The organism is Rhizobium esperanzae, assembly GCF_014197615.1.
Taxonomy (GTDB): Bacteria; Pseudomonadota; Alphaproteobacteria; order Rhizobiales; family Rhizobiaceae; genus Rhizobium; species Rhizobium esperanzae_A.
The window spans coordinates 91,782-112,226 of sequence record NZ_JACIFY010000019.1 but is presented as its reverse complement, the minus strand read 5'-3'; the positions used below and the strand labels follow the sequence as shown (position 1 = coordinate 112,226).

21 protein-coding genes are annotated in these 20,445 nt (G+C 59.9%); 11 read left to right on the top strand and 10 right to left on the bottom strand.

The window, feature by feature from the left end:
• Nucleotides 1–180: 180 nt before the first annotated feature.
• The 4 genes from GGD57_RS23250 to GGD57_RS23235 all read right to left on the bottom strand — a co-directional run bounded on the left by GGD57_RS23250 (nucleotide 181) and on the right by GGD57_RS23235 (nucleotide 3,413).
• A complete protein-coding gene (locus GGD57_RS23250) occupies nucleotides 181–771 on the bottom strand; it encodes a hypothetical protein (protein ID WP_184472602.1) in 591 nt (196 codons plus the stop codon).
• A gap of 196 nt (nucleotides 772–967) precedes the next feature.
• Complete coding sequence (gpt, locus tag GGD57_RS23245; RefSeq protein WP_184472601.1) at nucleotides 968–1,462, bottom strand: xanthine phosphoribosyltransferase; 495 nt, start codon at nucleotides 1,460–1,462, stop codon at nucleotides 968–970.
• Nucleotides 1,463–1,685: 223 nt separating this feature from the next.
• Nucleotides 1,686–2,528: a universal stress protein gene (locus tag GGD57_RS23240; protein ID WP_184472600.1), complete on the bottom strand. Its 843-nt coding sequence runs from the start codon at nucleotides 2,526–2,528 to the stop codon at nucleotides 1,686–1,688.
• Between the two features lie 108 nt (nucleotides 2,529–2,636).
• Nucleotides 2,637–3,413 (bottom strand): competence/damage-inducible protein A, encoded by a 777-nt coding sequence (locus GGD57_RS23235; protein WP_184472599.1) that lies wholly within the window; start codon nucleotides 3,411–3,413, stop codon nucleotides 2,637–2,639.
• A 222-nt stretch (nucleotides 3,414–3,635) separates the two neighbouring features.
• Here GGD57_RS23235 and wrbA point away from each other — a divergent pair, with 222 nt between their 5' ends.
• The 4 genes from wrbA (at nucleotide 3,636) to GGD57_RS29420 (ending at nucleotide 7,697) form a co-directional block, all read left to right on the top strand.
• The gene (gene wrbA / locus GGD57_RS23230; protein WP_184472598.1) at nucleotides 3,636–4,232 is read left to right on the top strand and encodes an NAD(P)H:quinone oxidoreductase type IV; all 597 of its coding nucleotides are present in this window, start codon (nucleotides 3,636–3,638) and stop codon (nucleotides 4,230–4,232) included.
• 836 nt (nucleotides 4,233–5,068) lie between these two features.
• Nucleotides 5,069–7,000, top strand: coding sequence for a hypothetical protein (locus tag GGD57_RS23225; RefSeq protein ID WP_184472597.1), 1,932 nt, complete (start codon nucleotides 5,069–5,071; stop codon nucleotides 6,998–7,000).
• Nucleotides 7,001–7,026: 26 nt separating this feature from the next.
• Nucleotides 7,027–7,245 (top strand): hypothetical protein, encoded by a 219-nt coding sequence (locus GGD57_RS23220; protein ID WP_184472596.1) that lies wholly within the window; start codon nucleotides 7,027–7,029, stop codon nucleotides 7,243–7,245.
• A gap of 320 nt (nucleotides 7,246–7,565) precedes the next feature.
• Complete coding sequence (locus tag GGD57_RS29420) at nucleotides 7,566–7,697, top strand: hypothetical protein (RefSeq protein ID WP_010067628.1); 132 nt, start codon at nucleotides 7,566–7,568, stop codon at nucleotides 7,695–7,697.
• 13 nt (nucleotides 7,698–7,710) lie between these two features.
• Here GGD57_RS29420 and GGD57_RS23215 read toward each other — a convergent pair whose 3' ends face one another.
• Nucleotides 7,711–8,085, bottom strand: coding sequence for a VanZ family protein (locus GGD57_RS23215; RefSeq protein ID WP_184472595.1), 375 nt, complete (start codon nucleotides 8,083–8,085; stop codon nucleotides 7,711–7,713).
• A 315-nt stretch (nucleotides 8,086–8,400) separates the two neighbouring features.
• Between GGD57_RS23215 and ilvA the strand changes: the two genes are divergently transcribed.
• The 4 genes from ilvA to GGD57_RS23195 all read left to right on the top strand — a co-directional run bounded on the left by ilvA (nucleotide 8,401) and on the right by GGD57_RS23195 (nucleotide 13,597).
• Nucleotides 8,401–9,651, top strand: a complete 1,251-nt coding sequence (gene ilvA / locus GGD57_RS23210; RefSeq protein ID WP_184472594.1) for a threonine ammonia-lyase — start codon at nucleotides 8,401–8,403, stop codon at nucleotides 9,649–9,651.
• A 37-nt stretch (nucleotides 9,652–9,688) separates the two neighbouring features.
• Entirely contained in the window at nucleotides 9,689–10,015 is a 327-nt protein-coding gene (locus tag GGD57_RS23205; RefSeq protein ID WP_184472593.1) for an HlyU family transcriptional regulator, read from the top strand.
• Between the two features lie 241 nt (nucleotides 10,016–10,256).
• Nucleotides 10,257–11,528, top strand: a complete 1,272-nt coding sequence (locus GGD57_RS23200) for a diguanylate cyclase (protein WP_184472592.1) — start codon at nucleotides 10,257–10,259, stop codon at nucleotides 11,526–11,528.
• An 857-nt stretch (nucleotides 11,529–12,385) separates the two neighbouring features.
• A complete protein-coding gene (locus GGD57_RS23195) occupies nucleotides 12,386–13,597 on the top strand; it encodes an MFS transporter (protein ID WP_184472591.1) in 1,212 nt (403 codons plus the stop codon).
• 78 nt (nucleotides 13,598–13,675) lie between these two features.
• Here GGD57_RS23195 and GGD57_RS23190 read toward each other — a convergent pair whose 3' ends face one another.
• A complete protein-coding gene (locus GGD57_RS23190) occupies nucleotides 13,676–14,452 on the bottom strand; it encodes an SDR family oxidoreductase (RefSeq protein ID WP_184472590.1) in 777 nt (258 codons plus the stop codon).
• A 106-nt stretch (nucleotides 14,453–14,558) separates the two neighbouring features.
• Between GGD57_RS23190 and GGD57_RS23185 the strand changes: the two genes are divergently transcribed.
• Nucleotides 14,559–15,134, top strand: coding sequence for a TetR/AcrR family transcriptional regulator (locus GGD57_RS23185; protein WP_184472589.1), 576 nt, complete (start codon nucleotides 14,559–14,561; stop codon nucleotides 15,132–15,134).
• 52 nt (nucleotides 15,135–15,186) lie between these two features.
• Here the strand turns inward: GGD57_RS23185 and GGD57_RS23180 are convergent, their stop codons facing one another.
• Nucleotides 15,187–15,801, bottom strand: a complete 615-nt coding sequence (locus GGD57_RS23180; RefSeq protein ID WP_184472588.1) for an FMN-dependent NADH-azoreductase — start codon at nucleotides 15,799–15,801, stop codon at nucleotides 15,187–15,189.
• Nucleotides 15,802–15,940: 139 nt separating this feature from the next.
• Here GGD57_RS23180 and GGD57_RS23175 point away from each other — a divergent pair, with 139 nt between their 5' ends.
• Nucleotides 15,941–16,909 (top strand): LysR family transcriptional regulator, encoded by a 969-nt coding sequence (locus GGD57_RS23175; protein ID WP_184472587.1) that lies wholly within the window; start codon nucleotides 15,941–15,943, stop codon nucleotides 16,907–16,909.
• A 39-nt stretch (nucleotides 16,910–16,948) separates the two neighbouring features.
• Here GGD57_RS23175 and GGD57_RS23170 read toward each other — a convergent pair whose 3' ends face one another.
• Nucleotides 16,949–18,937 carry a bifunctional 2',3'-cyclic-nucleotide 2'-phosphodiesterase/3'-nucleotidase gene (locus GGD57_RS23170; RefSeq protein WP_184472586.1) on the bottom strand — a complete coding sequence of 663 codons (1,989 nt, stop codon included), beginning with the start codon at nucleotides 18,935–18,937 and terminating at the stop codon, nucleotides 16,949–16,951.
• A 254-nt stretch (nucleotides 18,938–19,191) separates the two neighbouring features.
• Here GGD57_RS23170 and GGD57_RS23165 point away from each other — a divergent pair, with 254 nt between their 5' ends.
• Nucleotides 19,192–19,341 (top strand): hypothetical protein, encoded by a 150-nt coding sequence (locus tag GGD57_RS23165; RefSeq protein ID WP_184472585.1) that lies wholly within the window; start codon nucleotides 19,192–19,194, stop codon nucleotides 19,339–19,341.
• Here the strand turns inward: GGD57_RS23165 and GGD57_RS23160 are convergent.
• Together GGD57_RS23160 and GGD57_RS23155 are read right to left on the bottom strand one after the other, a co-directional pair.
• Nucleotides 19,311–19,712, bottom strand: a complete 402-nt coding sequence (locus tag GGD57_RS23160) for a PilZ domain-containing protein (protein WP_184472584.1) — start codon at nucleotides 19,710–19,712, stop codon at nucleotides 19,311–19,313. The two genes, GGD57_RS23165 and GGD57_RS23160, sit on opposite strands and share 31 nt — an antisense overlap.
• A 171-nt stretch (nucleotides 19,713–19,883) precedes the next feature.
• The gene (locus GGD57_RS23155) at nucleotides 19,884–20,435 is read right to left on the bottom strand and encodes an SDR family NAD(P)-dependent oxidoreductase (protein ID WP_246713723.1); all 552 of its coding nucleotides are present in this window, start codon (nucleotides 20,433–20,435) and stop codon (nucleotides 19,884–19,886) included.
• Between the last annotated feature and the right edge of the window lie 10 nt (nucleotides 20,436–20,445).

Genomic DNA, 20,445 nt, shown 5'->3' with positions numbered 1-20,445 from the left:
CATCTTGTGGATGCGCCTGTGGAGATTGGGGAAAGCCGGGGAGCCCTGAAATTACAATGGCTTGCGGGCGTTGTCGGCTAAGGAAAGTGCTGGAATGGCAAAAAAGCGCCCTGCGGCAAATCTTGTGATGGCATTTCGGCCGTAAATGCGCATGGCGATTCGTCTGCGTGCAAGCGGCCCTCAGAGCGCATCGATGGCGATGGTGACAGTGGCGACGCCGATCGGCTTCTCCTCTTCGTCGAGGACGACGAAGCTCGCCTGCGTTTCGAGCATCTGGGTGGTCTCGTTGCGTTCGGCCCGGTCGATGAAGATCTCGCGGGAACCGTTCGCGAAGGTTTTGAGGTATTTCTCCTCGTCGCCCTGCCAGTAGTCGGTGGTAATGGTGCTTTGCCCGACGTTCAGCCCGTGACTGTCGGTCACGAAAAATTCGACGATCGCGCCCTGTGAGGCATCCTGCCTGGTTTTCAGATAGTGCGACACGGATTTGTCGAGCAGCAGCTTGACCATGGACAGATGGTGGCGATCGATCTCCGACCGGTAGGTCTCGTCGAGCACCCGCATATCCATCTCGCTGACATCGCCGAATTCTACGTTCTGCTCGGCAATGGCTTTGAGCACCAGCGGCGTCTCCACCATCGGCCGCACCTGTCGCTCGACATAATCGCGCACGAGGGGGATGTAGGCAGGCTCGGCAAAACCGGGTGTGAGGGGAAACAGAAACGCCGCCAGCCCGATGGTCGCAGTCGTTCCTCTATGCCCCCACCGCGCCATCTTGTTTTCCTTTTACCGCATCGTTGCGCTGCACGCTTTGAGCGCAGCTTGGCACGATTCGCACGCTGCCGAGTCTATAAGCAAAAGGTAAAATAGATGTGCGGATCCCGATAGCGGATTCGGGAACCCCCGCCGACAAAATCTGAAACAATTTCAAGTAGTAAATACGAAGCTCGCGCGCTCTGATCGGTGGCGGTCAGCCGGCGCCCTTGGCGATCGGTTCCTGGTAGGTGAAGCCCATGTCCCAAGGGAAGTAGATCCAGGTATCCTGGCTCACTTCGGTGACGAAGGTATCGATCGTGGGAACACCTTTCGGCTTGGCATAGACGCAGGCGAAATGCGCCCGCGGCAGCATGGTGCGCACCTGGACCGCTGTCTTGCCGGTGTCGGTCAGGTCGTCGACGACGAGCACGCCTTCGCCGCCATTTTCCTGAAGTTCGGGCGCTATTCCCTTGAGCAGCATCATGTCGCCCTGGTTCACATAGTCATGATAGGAAGCGACGCAGACGGTCTCGATCAGCCGGATGTTCAGTTCGCGCGAGATGATCGCGGCCGGGACGAGGCCGCCGCGGGTGATGCAGACGATCGCCTTGAAGGTCTGACCGAGGCCGGCAAGCCGCCAGGCAAGGGCGCGCGCATCGCGGTGGAACTGATCCCAGGAAACGGGAAAGGCTTTATCGGGAAGGGACATCGGGCTGCTCCGCGGCATGAAAAAACAACACGCCGTTTGCCGGCGACCGGACGCGCTTAAGGCGGCGATTGGCAAAACGCAAATCCCACGAACTGCCTGCGCGAGATCGCGAGCTGCATAGCGCGAGATCGCGAGCTGTGCCGAGGCTCGAAGCTGTCATCGGTCGCCGCAATTAACGGAATTTGCCGGCAAAAGGCAAGCGCCGATAATGATGGCAAGACGGTCAACCCGACAGCAACGTCAGCGCCGTCATCGATTGCAGCAAGCTCTTGGTCGTGCCGCCGAAAATCATCTGCCAGAGCCAGGAATGCGGATGGGCGCCCATGACGAGAAGATCGATGCTGCTATCGGAAAGCCGGTTCTCGATGACATGCGAGGCGTTCTTGTCCACGCTTCTGGCCGTCGCAAGCGTCGTCTTCACGCCATGGCGGGCCAGTGTGGCGGCGATCTCGGCGCCTGATGTCAGCGGCGATTGCAGCGCCGTGTCGGCCGGATCGACGGAAAAGATTTCCACTTCCTCGGCCGCCTTCAGGATCGGCAGCGCGTCGAAGGTGGCGCGCGCCGCCTCTTTCGAGCCGTTCCAGGCAATCAGCACTCGCCTGATCGGCTTCGGCTGGCGGAGGATATAGGGAATGACCAGCACCGGCCGGCCGGTTTCGAAGAGGAAGCTTTCGACGTCGACATGGCTGTCGGAAGATCTGGCCGGGTCGGCCTGCGAAGCGATCAACAGATCGGCGCTGCGCGCGCTATCGATCAACGGTGCGGCGCCGTAGCCGATGGATGTGGCAAAGCTGCGCCATTCGGAGGAGACGCCCGCTGCATCCGCTTTGGCGCGAAAGATCCGCTCCACCGCGATCGTTTCGCCATGCGCCATGTCCTGCAGCGCCTGCACGGCAACGGGATCGGGAATTTCCATCGGCGCCACCAGCGGCACGGCGGAGATGGTTTCGGCATGCAGGCCGATCACATGCGCGCTGCTTTCGGCGGCCATGGCAAAGGCGAAATCGGCGACAGCGCCGCTATTGTCCGTTGTATCGAGGATGGCGAGAATGGTTTTGTAAGACATATCAATTCTCCTTGCGCTGAAATGGCAGGCGCGAGGGAAGGAATGCGCCGGAGCGTTCTCCTGTTCCTTGACCGACATCAAGGATGGCCGCCAGCTCCGGCATTGTCCTCAAGCCTCGGCGGAATGGTTTTCGGCGATGTCTTTCCTTTGGCGGATGGCCTCGATCATTGCATGCACCTCGGCGCCGGCCGCATCGATTGCCGCCTGCGAGCGGCCGCGCACGACGATCTCGGTCGAGAATTTCTGGCCGACATAGCGGGGGTACGAACCGATGCTGGTGTCCGGATGGGCTTTCTGGATCGTGGTCAGGGGCGTGCCGATCTCGCCTTCGCCGTAAGGGCAGGCGATGGCGAGCGAGAGCACCGGCGTGCCGGTGCGAAGCGTCGGCAGCACATTGTCGACCATCGCCTGGAAAACCTGCGGCACGCCGGCCATGACATGGACGTTGCCGATGATGAAGCCGGGCGCGGTCGAGACCGGATTGGCGATATGGGCGGCACCGCGCGGCATGCGCGCCATGCGCTGGCGCGCCTCGGTGAACTCCATCTCGCGGCGCTTGTACATATCGGCAAGCAGCACCATCGCCGCTTCGTCATATTCGCAGGGCACGCCGAACGCCTTGGAAATGGCATCGGCGGTGATGTCGTCATGCGTCGGTCCGATGCCGCCTGAGGTGAAGACGTAATCGTATCTGCTGCGAAGTGCGTTCAGCGCCTCGACGATTGCCTCCTCGTCGTCGGCGACGATGCGCACCTCCTTGAGGTCGATGCCGGACAGGGTGAGCAGATCGGCGAGGTGGCCGATATTCTTATCCTTGGTGCGGCCGGAAAGAAGTTCGTCGCCGATGGCGAGCATGGCGGCGGTGACGACGATGGCATGGCTCATGGGATGTTCCGTGATGTGAGGCTGGTGAATAGGTAGCGCCCTTCGGCGGCTTTGCAAACAGCCGGCCGATGTCGCTGAAGCTGAAATGGAAGACGCAAGTGAATTTTCGTCTATAGGCGTTGAACACTGAGTTCCCGGGGGCAGGGCTTTGTTCGACCCTGGGCGCTGATACAACTTCGTCCCGGTCACGAAATTCAACCAGCGCACTCAGGAGACAAGAAGATGGCGAAGGTTCTCGTCCTTTATTATTCGGCTTACGGCCATATCGAAACCATGGCCTATGCTGTCGCCGAAGGCGCGAAGTCGGCCGGCGCCGAGGTTACCGTCAAGCGCGTGCCGGAACTGGTGCCCGAAGACGTTGCCAAGGCTTCCTACTACAAGATCGACCAGGCGGCTGCGATCGCCACCGTCGACGAACTGGCCGATTATGACGCCATCATCGTCGGCGCCGGCACCCGCTTCGGCACGGTTGCTTCGCAGATGCGCAATTTCTGGGATCAGACGGGCGGCCTCTGGTTCGCCGGCAAGCTCGTCGGCAAGATCGGTTCGGTGTTCACCTCTTCGGCGACCCAGCACGGCGGCCAGGAATCGACCATCCTCGGCTTCATCCCCACCTTCCTGCACCAGGGCATGGTCGTCGCCGGGCTGCCTTATGCCTTCCAGGGACAGATGGGCACCGAAGAAGTCAAGGGCGGCTCGCCTTACGGCGCCTCCACCATCACCAACGGCGACGGCTCGCGCCAGCCTTCGGAGATCGAGCTGGAAGGCGCGAAATACCAGGGCGCCCATGTCGCCCGGCTCGCCGCCAAGCTCGCCTGATCGTTGACGCGGGCATGATGAGGTGCGGCGGGCGCAAGCTTGCCGCGCCTTTTAGTACACTTGACAAATGGAGCAGCGAACATTGTCGAACCAGTCCGCCTTCGTTCCTCACGGAACTACGGCGCGACAGCCTTCGCTCTGTGAGCATCGGCTCGCCGAGCCGAAGCTCACAGAGCGAAGGCTGGTGCGGACGGCGGGGGTCGAACCCGCAAAGCCGAGGCCGAGGGATTTTCTTACCAGCTACGGCTTTCGCCGCCGCCTTCCGGCGTTTGTGGTCTGGACTATACCTTCACCTTAGCGTTGCCTTAGGTGCTGCCCGTCTAGTCTCTACACCTTCCCTTTGCAGGGCTTGGCTCGGGATTGCCATCTGACAGGTTTCCCCGACTTTGAGCAGTTCTACATCCGGCGTTTCCGCCGGCGCACTCAATTTGCTTTAAGTCCCTTGTGTCTACCGATTCCACCACGTCCGCGTGGTTCTTCCTGCTAACAAACAGAGACGGTATTCTCAACCGATATTCAGGGGTTGTGGTGCGATTCCGCTGCAAAGTTTGGAGGGTCCCGTCGCGCCTGGCCACCGTTTCAGAAAGCGAATGCGCATCACGCAGTTGCAAATTGACATTGTTGCCACGCAAGGTCAGGATAGTTTGATTGCGAAAAATATTTCATGCAAGTTGATGTGGAAATCCTAACAAACTCCTGGGGCACACAAGCTTGCTGAATGGGGGGAACGTTGGGACAAAGTGCCGGCAAGCGTAGTGTTTGTGATTTCTACTATTACAATACGTGCGCTTCACTTCTCATGAAAACGCCGGCACGTATGGTGGCTTAAAGGGCAAATGGTTTTTGTTCTGAAGACCTTCGGTAGATTGCAGCTCGTCGACGAGGACGGGAACGATGTCGCGTTTCCCGAGAAAGGCCTCTTGCTGCTTGCCTATTTGTTCACAACCGATCAGGGATCGGCGGATCGAACGACGCTGGCTCGTTTTCTGTGGGGAGAAGCCGACAGGGACGTTGCACTGTCGACTTTGCGCAAGGTCATTTCGAGAATGAAGGCCCGTCAGATCGATCTCGGGGTCGACATCCTCTCGTCGCAGGGCAACATGCTCACTCTTGAGCGGGGTTCTCTGTCTTCCGACATTCTGCTGTCCGACGAGGAGGACGGGGTCGAGCCGTTCTCCCGGCTGAAACAGTTGGTGAAGCTGCTGAACCTGCCCTTTCTGGGAGCGGTTCAAAGCCATAGCCGTCAGTTTCATCGCTGGCTCGCCGAGCGCGAAAATTACCATGTCGAGCTTCTCGCCAATACTTTGAGAACAGCGTCGCGATTGGCCCAGTCGCAAAAGGAATCCGACCTTCTGAGGAAGGCCGCGGTTATCCTGTTTCGGACCGAGCCGAAGGATCCGGAAACGCTGCAATTGCTGATCGGGATCTTCAAGGCGGAAGAGGAAGTCGAATCCGTTCGGAGCTATTTTGAACAACGGCGCAATTCGAGTTTGAGAGGCATCGCCGCGGGCAGCGCAGCCGATGCCGGTGGCGCAAAACCCCTCAGTCCGGCCTCCGGGTCGTCAAAGGCGAAACGCGAGGCGGCTCTCCCGCTTGAGCCCGAGGATATCCGGATTGCCATACCCCGCCTGGTGCTGCTTCCCCCGAGGAATCAATCCGTTCGCCCCCAAGCCGGTTTTCTCGCCGCATCCTTGGTGGAGGATATCACGATCGGATTTTGCGTCTTCAACAGCCTGGAGGTCATAGCCCCGTATTCGGCGGTTCAAATCGGTCACCATGTGGAGACGCAGAAGGCCTTCTTCGAACGGCATCGCGTCAACTATATCCTCGACACCCGGATCAGCAATTCCGGCGATGAAGTGACCCTGTTCGCCCAGCTGATCTTTTTCGATCAGAATCAAATTGTCTGGGCCGAAAGGTTCAGCCTCGATCGTATGGATCTCGCCAGAGACAGAAGAGTGGTTGCCCGGCAGATCGCTCTCTCCGTCTCCGGCGAAATCGAGCGCCATGAGGCGTTGCGCGAAGATCTGAACCCGGCCGCTTACCACCGATATCTTGTCGGCCGGCGGCACCTGGCGCGCCTCACACTTCCGAACCTGCGGCGCGCCCGCAAGGAAATGAAAGCCGCGCTCGGCGAAAGCCCCGATTTCGCGCCGGCGCTGAGTTCGATGGCGCGGACCTACTCCAAGGAATGGTTGTTGACGGCCCGGGGCGATATCGATCTTTTGCAACTGGCGGAGACGTTTGCCAAGCAGGCCACCGACATGCGCTCGGATTTCGCCGACGGCTATCGCGAGCGCGGTGTCGCCAAACTGTTGCAGGGTGCGTTCGATGAAAGCGCCGAAGCAATGGAAGTGGCCGAAAGCCTTGCGCCCCACTATGCCGACGTGATCGCCGATTATGCCGACACCTTGGTTCATTGTTCGCTCCCCGCCATGGCCCTGCGAAAGATCGAGCGGGCAATTGAGCTGAACCCGCTCGGTCCCGACACTTATTTCTGGACGGCTGCGGGAGCAAACTATGCCCTCGGCGAATTCGAAGCTTCGCTGGACTATATCGGGCAGATGGCCGATCCCAATTTGGCCGACAGACTGTCTGCTGCAAATTGGGCCATGTTAGGCCATCCGGACAAGGCGCGGATCTTCGTCAGAAGGTTTCGTGAAGGCAATCCGGACTTCGATGTGGACAAGTGGTTGTCTGCAGTTCCAAGTAAAGAGCAGTGGCATAAAGATCTTTATCGTGAAGGCCTGAAGAAAGCTGGATTTTAAACATCAATCGTTAGAAAGGGAAAGACATGGCTACAGTTGTTGTTATTAGTGTTGAAGGTCAAGACGGGCTCTGGGTCGCTGATCTGGACGCCGGCACCGTATTGCCGCTGCCGGCCCCCAAGGCGGGCGGCCTGAAAGCGGTCACCGATCTTCGCGCCACCGGTGCGACGGTGACAAAGGGCGTGAACGTGGCTGTCACCGTTCAGTCGGCCGAGGCGGCATTCTCGGGTCATTATGACGGCTAATCGTGGATGATTGCGGTGTTATAGCGAGGCGACGGCGAGCGGGGGGAAGCGACCTGCTCGCCGTCGCGCGTCAAGCGGGCGCTGCATTGATATGATCACAGTCGTTTCTCGGTGCCGCTCAAATGTACCGGGCTCTCGGCGATAATCTATCGGCCTGGTGACACGGGGTTCGATACCGTTCGCCCGCTCCATCCTTCATATTCCTGTTTGAATATGCTGTATATTGTGTGTAAAAGCGCGTTATTGATTGACAATGACATTTTTGGTGCAAGGATTGCGCCGCGGCGGTTGAGTAAGTGTTGTCTTGTGGGAGTAAGACGATGGTTTACGATTGGAGTGGGGCGAAGGTTCGGCGCATCCGGATCTTCAAGACCAGTGTCGCGCTTGTTCTTGGAACAGCGCTGGCCGCGATACCTCTGTTCTTCTGGGCCGTGCAGTTGCGTGGTTTCTGACCTGAAGGAATAATCAGCGTTCTGCGAAAGGAACGGTGCTTGGCGCCTTGCTCTCGCGCCACCTGTTGATCACCCAGCCGGCCAGCAGTCCGAGGGCGGCGCCTACGGCCTTGACGCCGGCATCATGCAGGCGCGGATGACGTGTCGGCGCAAAATACTGCAAATATTCGATGGCCACCGAGCCGGCGATCAGCAGCATGGCCACCAGTTTCCACTGTTTCGGATAGGCGAGCGCAAAGGCGAGGCCGAGTAGAACATAGGCGCCAGCGCGGTCGGTATCGACCGTCGTGACCGTTTCCGGCCTCAGCCCGATCGGCGAAACCGTGACGAAGAGGATGAAGGTGAGCAGCAGCCAGGCGAGCGGTCTTGCGTATTTGATGATCATCATTGCTTCATATAATGGCTGACATTTTCATTGACAGTTAAAATCAGTTCATGTGCCGCCAATTTTGCGGTTGGCTTAAGAGAGCCTTTAGAGCAATTCCAGGAAAAGTGCGAAGCGGTTTTCCCAGGCAAAGCGCGAAGCGCTTTTGCCGGGAATTGCGTAACAACAAAAAATTAGAGCGGTTCAGCGCTTCCGTGAAAACCTGAACCGCTCTAGCAAACAGGGTCGGCGGCGAACCGGAAATGGCCGAAGCAGGCTTTCTTTTGCCGGCCGGCCTGTGCCATAGCGGCGCTGTAATCATGAGAATGGATCACGCCCGTGACGAAACTTGATGTCGAAAACGCCGAAGAGGCGATGCGCAGCCTCTTTCCGGCAACGCCGCTGCAGCTGAACGATCATCTCTCGGCGCGCTACGGCGCCGATATCTGGCTGAAGCGCGAAGATCTGTCGCCGGTGCGCTCCTACAAGATCCGCGGCGCCTTCAATTTCTTCCGCAAGGCGATCGGTCAGGGCGCCGCCGGCAAGACCTTCGTCTGCGCCTCGGCCGGCAATCACGCCCAGGGCTTTGCCTTCGTCTGCCGCCATTTCGGCGTGCCGGGCGTCGTCTTCATGCCGGTGACGACGCCGCAGCAGAAGATCGACAAGACCCGCATGTTCGGCGCTGAATTCATCACCATCCGCCTTTTCGGCGACTTCTTCGACCAGTGCTACCAGGCCGCGCGCGACCATGTCGAGGCAATCGGCGGCGTCATGGTGCCGCCCTTCGATCACGCCGACATCATCGAGGGCCAGGCGACCGTCGCTGCCGAAATCATGCAGCAACTGCCGGAAGGAACGGTGCCAGACTTGGTCGTCCTGCCGGTCGGCGGCGGCGGACTTGCCGCCGGCATTACCGGTTATCTCGACGGCACCGTGCCGAAATCGGCCTTCGTCTTCACCGAGCCGGCTGGCGCGCCGAGTCTCAGGCGCAGCATCGAGGCGGGCAGGGTGACGACGCTTGCCAAGGTCGACAATTTCGTCGACGGCGCCGCCGTCGCCCGCATCGGCGACCTGAATTTTGCGGCTCTTTGCGATTTTCCGGCCGAACAGGTGCATCTGATGCCGGAGAATGCCATCTGCGTCACCATCCAGGAGATGCTGAACGTCGAAGGCGTCGTGCTCGAGCCGGCCGGCGCCCTGTCGCTGACGGCGATCGCCGCGATGGATAGACAGGCGATCCGCGGCAAGACCATTGTCGCCGTGGTTTCCGGCGGCAATTTCGATTTCGAGCGCCTGCCTGACGTAAAGGAAAGAGCCATGCGTTACGCAGGGCTGAAGAAATACTTCATCCTGCGGCTTGCCCAGCGCCCTGGGGCGCTCCGGGATTTCCTCAATCTGCTCGGACCCGACGACGATATCGCCCGCTTCGAATATCTGAAGAAATCGGCGCGCAACTTCGGCTCGATCCTGATCGGTATCGAAACCAAGGCGCCGGAGAATTTCGCCCGGTTGATCGGAAATTTCGAAGCTGCCGGTATGGGTTACGAGGATATCACCGAAAACGAGATCCTCGCCAACCTGATCATTTGACTTGGCGATAACAGCACCATCGTGCTAAAGGCGGAACATGGCTTCGTTCATCTCAAATCTCTTTTCGATGTTCTCCGGCGGCGGCAAACCCGCCGCGGAAGCGGCAGGTCCCTCCGGCGAGCCGCAGCTTTACGGCGATTGCACGATCTATGCGGAGCCTCGTAAAGAAGGCAGCCAATATCGCCTTGCCGGCCGCATCGAAAAGAAGGTCGGCGACGAGGTTCTGGTGCGCAATTTCATTCGCGCCGATCTGTTTTCCTCGTCCGACGATGCGCTCGAATGCACGGTGCGCAAGGCACAGCAGATCATCGATCAGCATGGTCCGTCACTCTTCGGTGACGGCGAGAAGCTTCGTCAGGTCTGAAATCGAGATCCGCCGGGTCAGCACTTGATGCCGGCCACGATTATTCTTGTTTTTCAATCCTGTGACCCGGGTGCATCGAGAGTGACCGGGATTTCGCTCACGCAATCTTAAAGGATTGGAGTGAAAGGTATCGCCTGCAGGATTTGCGGGACACTCTCGTGTTTGACTTTTTCGGACGATCGACCAAAGGCATAGCCGCGCCGGCAGAATACCGGGGGCGGACATCCTTCGCTGAGCTGCCGTGATGGAGACGCTCAACCTCGTTCTCTTTGCCGTCGAAGCCGTCGCCTATTTCGCGCTGATGGTGACGCTTCTGCATTTCCGTCATCGGCTCGGCCTCGGGGTTTTCCTGACCGCGCTCGGCGTCATGCATTTCATGGAGACCTATCTGGCGGCGGTCTTCTATGTCTCGCTGCCGTTTGGGGATGTATCGCCGGGTTCATCCGTCTTCTTCTCCGGCAAGCTGATGATGATCCTGATGCTTTACCTGCAGGAGGATGCCGCGACGGTGCGCCAGCCGATCTATGGCCTGTTCCTCGGCAACCTGCTCACGGTCGGCATCGCCTGGGTGCTGCAGTTGCACCTTCCGCTGCAGATGTCGGCCGACCACACGCCAGACGTCGATTTTCTCAAGGAGATGGGCTGGCTGATGGTCTGGGGCACGGCGCTGCTCTATGTCGATTCGCTCGGCATCATCCTGCTTTACGAAAAGCTCGGCGATTTCTTCCGCCGGCGCGTCGTCCTGCGTTTCCTGATTTCGGGATTCGTGCTGCTGACGTTCGACCAGATCGGCTTCTTCGCCGCGCTGCATTATTTCCTGGATGTGCCGGTTGCGGCATTCTGGGCCGGATGGAAGGCGAAAATGCTTGCCGTCTGTCTCTATGCCGTGATGTTCGCAATCTATGAATATCGTATCCGCCGGACCGGGGCGCCCATATCGGCACGCTCGATCAGCGACGTCTTCGGTGACCTGACATTCCGTGAGCGCTACAACGATCTTCTGGAGCGCACCGGCCGCGATATGCTGACCGGTGTCTATGATCGCACGCGCATGGAGCTGGAAGCGCCTTTGATGCTGAGTGAAGCGCTGAGGCAGGGACTGTTCACCACCATCCTCATTCTCGACGCCGATCACTTCAAGGATGTCAATGACGGCTACGGTCATCTTCAGGGCGACGAGGTGCTGAAGGCGATCGCCGCCCGTTTGGGCACGACATTGCGCTCGAGCGACCGCGTCTTCCGCTTCGGCGGCGAGGAATTCGTGGCCGTCTGTCCGGGCACCGACCACGAGGAGGGTCTGCTGCTTGCCGAGCGCTTGCGCTGGACGATCGAGACCAGCGTCAGGACGCCGGATGACAGGCCGGTCACGGTCAGCATCGGCGTCGCCACTGCCGACGAGGACGGCGCCGATTTTACCGCCGTGCTGACGGCTGCCGACGGCAGGCTCTATGCGGCAAAGAAGAGCGGCCGCAACTGCGTCGTCGGCCGTTCCGGTGTGACGAAACTTAGCTAAAGCATGTCGCGCAAAGTGTGCAGCGGTTTTGACAGGCTAAAAAACAAGAGCTGAAGCGAGAAGAGCGCATCTGACCGATCACGACGCGCTTTAGCGCGGCTTAATAATCTTCTTCGTCGTCTCGGCGGCGGGTTTGAGCGGTCGGAGTCCTCAGCATGAAACCCTCGGGCCGCTTGTCATTCCTGTGATCGCTGACGCGAATTTGCACGATCATGCCAAGCGCGGCTATGACGGTAAGGACACCGGTAACGAGGGTTTGGTGTTCTAGCACAAGGGCTTCCCAGTCAATTCGTCCCAGAAGCGGGATTGCGACGCAAGCAGCGGCGAAGGCTCCCAATTTCCAGATCCAGGGTACACTCACCAACTTTTTGTCCACCCGATATCCGATTCAACTCGGCAATATTCATCCACAGATTGCATAAACCAAGGCAAGATACAAGTCTTCAGGCGAGGGCGGACGGATTCTGCACAGGAAGTTCGACATCCGATGCTAAGCTTCGATACGTCGCCGCCCTCGGAGAACAGGGACTGGCGGCCATCGGCCGGTCACGAAGCCTCTCTTGCCGAGCGGACCAAATTTTTTTCCCTCTTTGCGCGTGTCGTTGGCCTCAGAATTCCGTGGTCGGCGACGGTTCGTCCGGTCGCGCGCTTTGCGGACGTGACGGAGCGAGCTTGCAGGACCATCGGTCGGGGCAGAGCGAGGCGGGCGTTGAGGATGTTGTATAAACAACAACATATCTCTACGGATATTCGTGTTTTCAATGGTTTACGGAAATCATAAAAACGGCTTGTTCGTCAAATGCAAACGTGATCTCCATTGCCTCGACGGATGAGCTTTCTGCGAGGGGCGTGGAGACATGAGTGATACGGCTGTGCGAACGAAGGTCGATGGCGGCGAATTTGCCGTTTTGTGCATCGGAGGATTTCTTCTTTCGATCGCCTATGGCGTGACTTTTCTGATCCCGGTGCTGGTCGGGCAGCGGGGCGGCAACGAGGCGCTCGCCGGCCTGATCATCTCGGCGGCGACGGTCAGCACCGTCATTCTGGTCATCCTGTCCGGCCACATCGCCGATGCCATCGGCTCGGCCCGAGCGGTGGCGCTTTCCGGGCTGTTTCTGGCGGCATCCGGACTGGGATTCGCCATCGTCCCCGCAGCCGGGCTGAGCCTGATGACTGTCGGTTTCGTTCTCGGCATCGGCTGGGGCACCTTTTACGCGCTTGGGCCCATCCTGGTCGCGGCGATCACCGAACCCGAGCATCGGATTCGGTTCTTTGCCCTGCTATCGGGATCGATGATGTCGGGCATCGGCGCCGGACCGATCATTGGCCGAATTGCCACCGGCTGGTCCATGCCGATCGAGACGGCCTTCGCCTTTGCGTTCCTGTCCAGTCTCGCCGGCGGCGCGCTTTACTTTTATCTGCATCTGCGGCTGACCAATGCCGGCAAGATTTTGCCGCATGTCAACAAGATCTCCTTTGCCGCAGCCCGTCAGGTGATTGCTTCGCCGGCGATCTATTCCATCGCCATGGTCGGAATCGGCGGCGCGATTTTCGGCGGGCTTTCCAGCTTTCAGACGAGCTATGCCAAGGCACACGGCTTCGACTATTCGCTGTTCTTCATCGGTTTCATGTCCGCCGCCATCCTGAGCCGGCTGTTCGTGGCGGGATATGTGGTCAAGAAGGATCCATTCTATTCGCTTCTGGTGCTGACGAGCCTGACGCTGGCATCCATCCTGCTGTTCCTGGTGGTGACGTCCAGTCAGCTGGCCTATCTCGGAGCCGCGGCGATGCTCGGCCTCGGCTATGGGCTGACCTATTCCGTCATCAATGGGCTGGCCGCAAATGAGGCGCCCAAGGGGCTTATGCCGCAATCGCTTCTCTTGTTCTCGCTGTCCTATTTCATCGGCGTCTTCGGCTTCCCGCTGATCGCCGGCAATCTGATCGTTTCCTCCGGCGTTCAGGCGATGCTCTGTGTCTTGCTCCTGCTTGCCGGCCTGAATTCAGCAATCGTCCTGTTTCGTATTGCCCACCGTGCGACGATCGGCAAAGCGTCCTTCGCGGAGAAATAGGAAGCCTTCGGCGACTGACCGAAACCTGGAGCAAGATGGAGACCCGGGCAACTCTGGCATTGCCCGGGTCCGATTTGCTTAGGCGGTGCGGAAGGTCTTGGCGCCGGACGGCGCACTTGTCATGCCGCCGTCGACGGTGATCTCGATGCCGGTGACATTGGCGGAATCGTCCGACGCCAGATAGAGCGCCGCCTTGGCGATTTCGTCGGCTTCGCTCATGCGACCGAGCGGGCTCAGACCGCCCATGCGAGCTTCGAGCGCCGACATCGCATCTTCTGTCGGTGCCATCGGCGACCAGATCGGTGTCTTCGTGCCGCCTGGAGTCACCTGGTTGACGCGGATGCCGCGCGGCGCGAGTTCCGACGCCATATTGCGCGTCATCGCGCGCACCGCGGCCTTGGTGGCCGCATAGGCCGACCAGCCGGGAGCGCCGAGCACGGCATGCACCGAGCCGTTGAGGATCACCGAGCCGCTGTCGTTGAGATGCGGCAGGGCCGATTGCACGGTGAAGAACACTGCCGTCAGATTGGTGCTGATGATCCGATTGAACTGCTCCGGCGACGTGTCACCGAGCGGTGTCGCGCCGCCGATGCCGGCATTGGCGAAGACGATGTCGAACTTGCCCACCTTTGCGGCAGCTTCCGCAAAGGCCTCCTCGATGGCGGCGGCATCGGTGACATCGACCTTCAGCGCCAGCACGCCGGCCCCAAGCGCCTTTTCGGCGGCGGCAAGCGTTTCCGGGTTGCGGCCGGTGATCACTACCTTGGCACCCTCATCGATGAACACCTTGGCGGTTGCAAGACCGATACCGCTGTTGCCGCCGGTGATCAGAGCGACCTTGTTTCTTAGACGCATGATGCATGCTCCTCTTGGAAATGACAACGATCTGGATTATGATCGTTATCTATAAGGATTATGATTGTAATCCATGCAAGTCAAGACGTAATGCGGGGAGAATCCGATGGGGCGTTCGCAACTGGAAAAACAGAAGACGCACGAGAAGATCGTCGAGACCGCGTCGAAGCGGCTGCGCGAGGAGGGGCTTGACGGTATCGGCGTCGCCGACCTGATGAAGGAAGCCGGGCTGACTGTCGGCGGCTTCTACAAGCACTTCGCCTCCCGCGATGATCTTGTCGCCGAGGCGGTCCAGTTCGCCTTCGATTCATGGAGACGCGGGCTTGAGGCCGAAGGAGTGAACCCGGCCGAGATGACCGCGGCCGATATCGCCGATCGTTATGTCAGCGCCTATCATCGCGACAATCCCGGCGAAGGCTGCCCTTTTGCCGCGCTGACCTCGGATCTGTCCCGCAGCGGCGAGAAGGCGCGGGCGATCGCGACGGCCGGGCTGAGGCGTAATTTCGAAGCTTTGGCAAGCAAGGCCGCGGGAGCGGAGGAAGGCGAAAGGCGGCGCAAGGCGATCACGGCCTTCGCCATGATGGCAGGCGGCGTCGGCCTTGCCAGGATCTCTGCCGATGCGGATCTGTCGGCCGAAATCCTCGCGACAGTCCGGGATTTTGTCGCCGGCATCGACAAATGACAAACGGCCGGCGAATGCCGGCCGCTGCACTACAGTAAGCGTTGAGAGCCGATCAGGCAGCCAGCGCGATTTCCTGAACGCGCGACTTGGCGGCGTCGATGGCCTTTTCGGCAGCTTCCGGACCGAAGGCCAGGCCTTCGACATAGATGGTCTCGATATCGGTGATGCCGAGGAAGCCGAGAACGGACTTCAGGTACGGCACGGCATGGTTCAACGGAGCCGCCGGTCCCTGCGAGTAGACGCCGCCGGAGGTAAGTACGACGTAAACCTTCTTGCCGGTCACCAGGCCGACCGGGCCGGTTTCCGTGTACTTGAAGGTCACGCCGGCGCGGGCGACGTTGTCGATCCAGGTCTTCAGCGAGGAATAGATGTTGAAGTTGATGAGACCGGTGCTGATGACGATCGTGTCGGCGGCAAACAGTTCGGCGACGAGTTCGTCGGAGGTTTTGATGGCAGCGATTTCTTCGGCTGTGCGGTCTTCCGCCGGCTTGCGGATCGCGCCGGTGAACAGGTCATCGATATGCGGCAACGGGCTGGCGGCGAGGTCGCGGCGGACGACGACGCTGCCCGGCTTCTGGCTCTTCAGCTTTTCGGCGAGATCGGCAGCGATCGGCGTCGAGAGCGAATCGGCACGCGGGCTGGACGTCAGGAGAAGGATGGACGACATGATGCATTTCCTTTCGAATTGGATTTGACGGCCCGTTGCTGGGAGGTGAGCCTCGGTGTCGAGAGGGAAAATAGGTCTGGCCTGCTATCGAAAAAACGGTGATAATGTCGATCGAAACTATCGATGGAATGGATGGAAGATGCTTCCGAACCCGACTCTTGATCAATTGCAGGTATTTCTGACCGTTGCCGAGACCGGCAGCTTTTCGGCCGCTTCACGGGCGCTGAACCGCGCCCAGTCGGTCGTCAGCTATACGATCGCCAATCTGGAAGCCCAGCTTGAAATGCCGCTTTTCGAGCGCTCCGGCGCTCGCCAGCCGAAGCTGACGGAGGCTGGCAAGGCAATGCTGGAGGATGCGCGGCGTATCCTCGGCGACCTGCAGGTCATGCGGGCGCGCGTCAAGAGCCTGAAGGAAGGGCTCGAAGCCGAGGTTTCCGTCGCCATCAGTGTCATGGTGCCGTCGAAGGCGGTGGTGGATGTGCTCCACGAATTCCGCGAGATGTTCCCCTCCGTTTCGTTGAACCTCAACGTCGGCGAGTTGGGCGTAGTCATGGATCTGGTCTTGAGCGGCAAGGCGACGATCGGGATCGGCGGCGCAGTGATGAAGCAGGACGATTCGGTCGTCACCGAGCGGATCGGTCACTCCTTCATGATGCCGGTCGCCGCGCGCAACCATCCGTTAGGTGGAATCGACCGGCCGCTGACGCTCGGTGACGTGCGCGAGGAAGTGCAGCTCGTCGTCACCGATGCATCGGGCCGGACGAAGGGGCGGGATTTCAACGTTCTGTCTTACAAGACATGGCGCGTCAGCGATATTGCAACGAAGCATCAGCTCATCAAGGCCGGCCTTGGCTGGGGCGGCCTTCCGGCGTCCCTGATCCATGACGATCTCCTGAGCGGCGCGCTCGTCCATCTCGATCTGGATGCCTATGAGCAGGGAGAATATGCCATCTATTCGATGCGCCGCCTCGCCAACCCGCCGGGGCCGGCCGCCACCTGGATGATCGACGCATTCCGCTCGCGGCTTAGCCATTGCCCGAACCAGGCGGATTTCCACGCCCGGATCGCCGAATTGCGTGAACCCGCAATCCCGCTTGCGGCCGAATGAGGAAGGCGCGAGTGCGCCTTCCTCGAAATTTCCTTGCCCTTAGAGGACGAGCCTGAACTTCGAGAAGCCGTCGGCGCCGTCGCCGGCATCCTCGATCTTGACGCTCTTGACTGCCGCGAGGAACTGCTTTGCCTTCGGGCCGCTTTCGAAGGTGGCCGTCGTGCCCGGCAGCGGCTTGAAGGTCCAGTTCGCATCGGCGGACGGATTGATCGTGCCCTGGTCGTGGACATAGCGGACGATGACGTCACGGTTGGTGTCCGGCGCCTGGAAGATCACCTTGTCCGCCGCGATCTCCGGGAAACTGCCGCCGCCGCCAGCGCGGTAATTGTTGGTGACGACGACGAATTTCTGGGCGGGATCGATCGGCTTGCCGCCGAAGGCGAGGTTCTGGATGCGGTTGGCATCCGGATTGATCGCCTTGCCGGAGGAATCATATTTCGGCGGCTGCGACAGGTCGATCTGGTAGGTCACGCCGTCGATGACGTCGAAATTGTAGGATGGGAAGTCGTTGTTGAGCAGCGGCGCATCCTTCGAGCCGGCCTCGATATGATTGAACATGCCAGCCGACATTTCCAGCCAGTTCTTCACCTGAGCACCGGTGATCGCAACAGCTTGCACCGTGTTCGGATAGAGATAGAGGTCGGCGACGTTCTTGATGGCGATGTCACCGGCCGGAACGTCGGTATAGTAGTCGGCGCCGCCGCGGCCGCCGGCCTTGAAGGGTGCCGCCGCCGACAGCACCGGCAGATCCTTGAACGCGGTATCGGCGAGCATCTGCTTGATGTACCAGGTCTGGGCCTGGCTGACGACCTGCACGGAGGGATCGTCGGCGACGAGCGCGAAGTAGGAATAGAGCGGTGCTGAGGTCTTGCCGACGGGCGTGCGGACATAGGTGAGCGTCGCCTCGTGTTCGGCCTTTGCCGCCTCGACCACTTCCTTCTTGTCGGCGTAGTCGGCAACCACCTTCTTCTTGTCGTCACGATGGTAGATCGGCCGTGCTTCCGAGGTGAAGTCGACGATCTTCCAGCTGTTGCCGTCCTTTTCGAGCAGCAGGTCGATGAGGCCGAGATGGGAACCCCAGAAGCCGGCCATGACAGCGGGCTTGCCATGCAGCGTGCCCTTGACGGGATCTGCATTGGCGATGCCGTCCCAGCTCTTCGGGCCGGGGAAGACGAGATGCTGATGGCCGGTGAAGATCGCGTCGATCCCCTCGACGGCGGCGAGATGCAGCGAGGCGTTTTCCATCTTTTCGGACGGCGCGGCTCCGTCGATGCCGGAATGGGACAGCGCGATGACGATATCGGCGCCGGCTTCCTTCATCGCCGGAATCCAGGCCTTGGCGGCCTCGACGATGTCGCGCGTCTGTGCCTTGCCTTCGAGGTTCTTGATATCCCAAAGCATGATCTGCGGCGGCACGAAGCCGATGAAGCCGATCTTGACCGGGCTCTCCTTGCCGGAGCCGTCCTTGATCTGCTTTTCCACGATGACGTAGGGCTTGAAGAAGAGATCGTCCTGCTTCGGATCGGAAGCAAGCTGGCCCTTGGTAAGGTTGGCGCAGACGAAGGGGAAGTTCGCACCTGATAGAACCTTGAACATGAAGTCGAGGCCGTAGTTGAATTCGTGATTGCCGAGCGTTCCCACTGTATAGCCGAGCGTGTTCATCGCCTTGATCACGGGATGGACGTCGCCGTCCTTCATGCCGTGCTGATAGGCCATGTAGTCGCCCATCGGATTGCCCTGCAGCACGTCGCCATTGTCGATCAGCAGCGAATTGACGGCCTCGGCGCGGATATTGTCGATGATCGTCCCGGTGCGGGAAAGACCCATCGTGTCGTTTGGCTTGTCGGCATAATAGTCATAGGGAAAGACGTTGACGTGAATATCCGTCGTTTCCATCAGCCGGAGATGCGCCTGGTTGGCGCTGGCGCGCGCGCTGAAAGGGTGCAGCAGCACCAGGGCGGAGGTGGCGGCAAGCCCGCCGAGCAGCGAACGGCGGCTCATGACGCCAACGTCGAAAATGGAAGACATGTGAACTCTCCTTCAAAAACATCGTCCGGCCCGTCAGAATTAGGACGATTTGGCGAGGAGTACACTGCGAAAATGACAGGACGGCAAAACAATCAGCGGCAAAGGCGCAATGGTTTTGAAACGCAACTTTTAGTAAAGTCGTTCGACTGGAACTCGCGGGGAGGGCACGAGCAGGTTCGTCATCGCAGAGGGGCAAAGATGTCGGCCCCATCGCGCCCCGAGTGGTCGGCAAGGCGCAGGCACTTTAGGGCGATGTGGTAAAGCTGCTGGCGACGGCGGCAAATCTGGAAACTTCATCGCCTGCGGGCGGCACCGGCACCAACCGCAGTTCCTGGACGATCTCAGCCGTTCCCGGCGCAGAAGCGATGCGGCTTTACGATTTCAGCGTCGGCGCCGCCGAATGAGGTGGGCGGTCGCTGCTGGTCGCGGCTCTCAGCTGACGTACCGCCAGCACCGGCCGTATTTCCTTATGGAAAAAGCGGAAATAGGAGGAGACCTGTGCCCGAGCATTCGAATTCACGTCGAACTGCACGCCGATGCGGCCATTGTGCTTCCAGCGGATGATGCCTTCGAGCAGTCCGATATTTTCGGCTTCGATGCGCACCTTGCTGCCGGAAGCGGCATGGAGCGGCGTCTTCGTCTCCAGGGCGGCGCCAGTCACCGACAGGTTGAGAATGCGGACATCTATTTCGCTGTTCAGATATTTGACGCTGCCGAAGACACGGCAGTTCTGCCGGTCGGCCTTCCGCGCCGTGATTTTCAAGTTGCGGGTCATACTGTCTCCCTTGGATACAGAAAGAGAGCATAGCGTCCGAAAATTGAAATGGTTTTAGTGGCTTGGCTAAAATTGCACTGAAACGATCATATAAGCGATTCAGCATTTTCTAGATCTGTTTCACGCGCCGGCGTGACAAGCAAACCGCTGCACTCGCCATCCCACATTCATTCAGGGCAGGCTCAGCTTCGCCATGCGCCCGCCATCGATGGTCCAGACCTGACCGGTGACGAAGCCGGCTTCCGGCGAGGCAAGCCAGGCGACCAGTGACGCCACTTCTTCCGGCCTTCCTGTCCGTCCGACGGGATGGATGCGGCCGATCGCTCGGCGGAAGGCCTGCGGGTCCGGCATGCTCTCGATGAAATCCACGTTGAGGTCGGTATCGATCCAGCCGGGGGCAACCGCATTGCAGCGGATGCCCTCGGCTCCGTGATCGATCGCGATTGCCCGCGTCAGGCCGTGAAGACCGGCCTTGGACGCACAATAGGCCGCATGTTTCGGGTTCGATCCCAGACCCTCGATCGAGCCGATATTGACGATGGCGCCCGTCGACGCTCTGAGATGCGGCAGGGCGGCCTTGATCAGCATGAAGGGCGTGGTGAGATTGACGGCGATGTTCCGCTCCCAATCCGCCAGCGTCATGTCCTCGGCGAGAGCTTCCTGCATCATGCCCGCATTGTTGACGAGCACATCGAGCCGCCCGGATGGCTGTCCCGCGCCCAACGTCTTAGGA